This window comes from Microcoleus sp. S13C4 (genome assembly GCF_036700865.1).
GTDB lineage: Bacteria > Cyanobacteriota > Cyanobacteriia > Cyanobacteriales > Microcoleaceae > Microcoleus.
The window spans coordinates 1-1,709 of sequence record NZ_JAUBPS010000163.1 but is presented as its reverse complement, the minus strand read 5'-3'; the positions used below and the strand labels follow the sequence as shown (position 1 = coordinate 1,709).

The following is a 1,709-nucleotide window of genomic DNA, read 5'->3' as shown; positions in this document are numbered from 1 at the left end:
CATTCTCTCCTTAACGGTGGCTCTAGTTTTTCTTGGACCACCGTTCTCATCTTTAGTTAGTCTAAACTACAGTAAATATGGGTTTCAGGCGGGTTGTCACCCCCCCAGATATATGCTTGCTGATTCGTAAGGATTCAGGTCATGTGAAAAGCAGTAAAACCTATACGGTGTAACCATTTGATCTAATAATTATCAAATATCTATTCTTATTAAGAAACCATGAAAGCTTTGATTTTCGTACCTATTGAGAATTAAGCTGTTGATTTAGCGAAGGCTTGAATTCTATAAGTCTTTCTGTGACTACGTTTCAGATACCTGAATCCTTACGCTGATTCTTGTAATATAGTCGCTGCCACTGCTTTTTATCTAGGCTTACTAATCGCAATTTTTGGCTCAGATTTATTGAGCTTTTCCTCCCTTTTTTTTAACTATACCCTTTTCTGTACTCTTTGAGCGGGAAGGGAGTAGTACCAAAACTCTGGAAAGGTGCTTGTGTAGTGAGGGATAATTGTACTATTCATACCGGAGAAGAAATAGAAAAAGCCATCAAAAAGAAAGGGGCAAAATTAATATACTTGTCGCCCTATTCGCCCGACTTCTCACCAATTGAACATTTATGGTCAAAACTCAAAAACATTCTCCGTTCTATCAAGACGACTAATTATCGAGAATTAGCCAAAGCACTCTTGGTTTGCCTTCAATCAAGTTACATTATCCGATATGAGGAATTGGTTTACTCACTGCTATTATTGTACCTCATCTTTCTGAGAAACGCTATATGAAGTTTGGTACAAGTAAACGTGTTGTGAGTCAAGCATCGCGTGCTGTCAACAAAATGCTATTACAGCACTTTGCGTGACTAAGAGGTACAGTAACAGCAGTGAGCAAAATAATTTTCGATTTGCTTAGTTGAACATAATTTCACTCCCAATTCCAATAGTTTTTCCACAATCTGTACACTTCGAGGTACAAATCTCCTGAGCCATGCCTTTAATTCCCACCATAAATGTTCGATGGGGTTAAACTCAGGTGAGTTGGCGTGATAAATACACTACTTTTGCTCCCACTGCTTCGATCATTTTTTCCACACCTTCTACCTTGTGTGCCTTCAGATTATCCATCACCAATACCGCTCCTTTCCATAATGAAGGCACCAGTTCTTCTTGCACAAATTTCTGGAAATCCTCTCCATTCATAGATTTTCCCATTGTCTTCATGGCGATGACCTTCTTATTGCTTATTGCTCCAACCACCGTTACCCTACTTCCTCTATAAAATGGCTTGATATCGTAGCTTCTTTCTCCCTTTTTACTTCTAGCTCCTTGTCTCATTATCCCCAGCAATACGCCCATTTCATCCAAAAAAATCAGATTTTCTGGTTCGACATCTCGGGTTTTTTCCCAATATTCTATTCGCTTCTTTTGATTAATTTCTTTATGGGCTTGACTGCTCCGTAGTGTTTTTTTTTTCAAAGTGAGTTGCTGCTTTTTTAGGAATCCGCACATGGCACTCTCGCTCAACCCTACTCCTGTTTTTTCGTGCCAATACTCACAGTATTCTGCGAGTGTGTAATCTGGATACTGGGCTACCATCTCTTCAATCTGTTGTTCGTGACCAAACAGTAGGCTCGGTGTAACTGCTCACCGCAACAGCGTTGGGGTATCGCCAATGATGTCAGCGAGCGCTATGCACTTTAGTTAGTAGGTGGT

At 40.0% G+C, this 1,709-nt stretch carries 2 protein-coding genes; one reads left to right on the top strand and one right to left on the bottom strand.

Features of this window, described 5'->3' with window-relative positions; genetic code table 11:
- The first annotated feature begins 449 nt into the window (after positions 1 to 449).
- Positions 450 to 782, top strand: a complete 333-nt coding sequence (locus QT996_RS28415) for a transposase (protein ID WP_333050845.1) — start codon at positions 450 to 452, stop codon at positions 780 to 782.
- Between the two features lie 243 nt (positions 783 to 1,025).
- On the opposite strand, the gene QT996_RS28410 is transcribed toward QT996_RS28415, so the two are convergent.
- On the bottom strand, positions 1,026 to 1,592 hold the full coding sequence (locus QT996_RS28410; RefSeq protein ID WP_333050843.1) for a transposase: 567 nt from the start codon (positions 1,590 to 1,592) through the stop codon (positions 1,026 to 1,028).
- Positions 1,593 to 1,709 lie beyond the last annotated feature (117 nt).

Excerpts from the sequence above, each read along its gene's own strand:
- QT996_RS28410 (WP_333050843.1), bottom strand. The coding sequence starts at position 1,592 with ATGGTAGCCCAGTATCCAGATTACACACTCGCAGAATACTGTGAGTAT.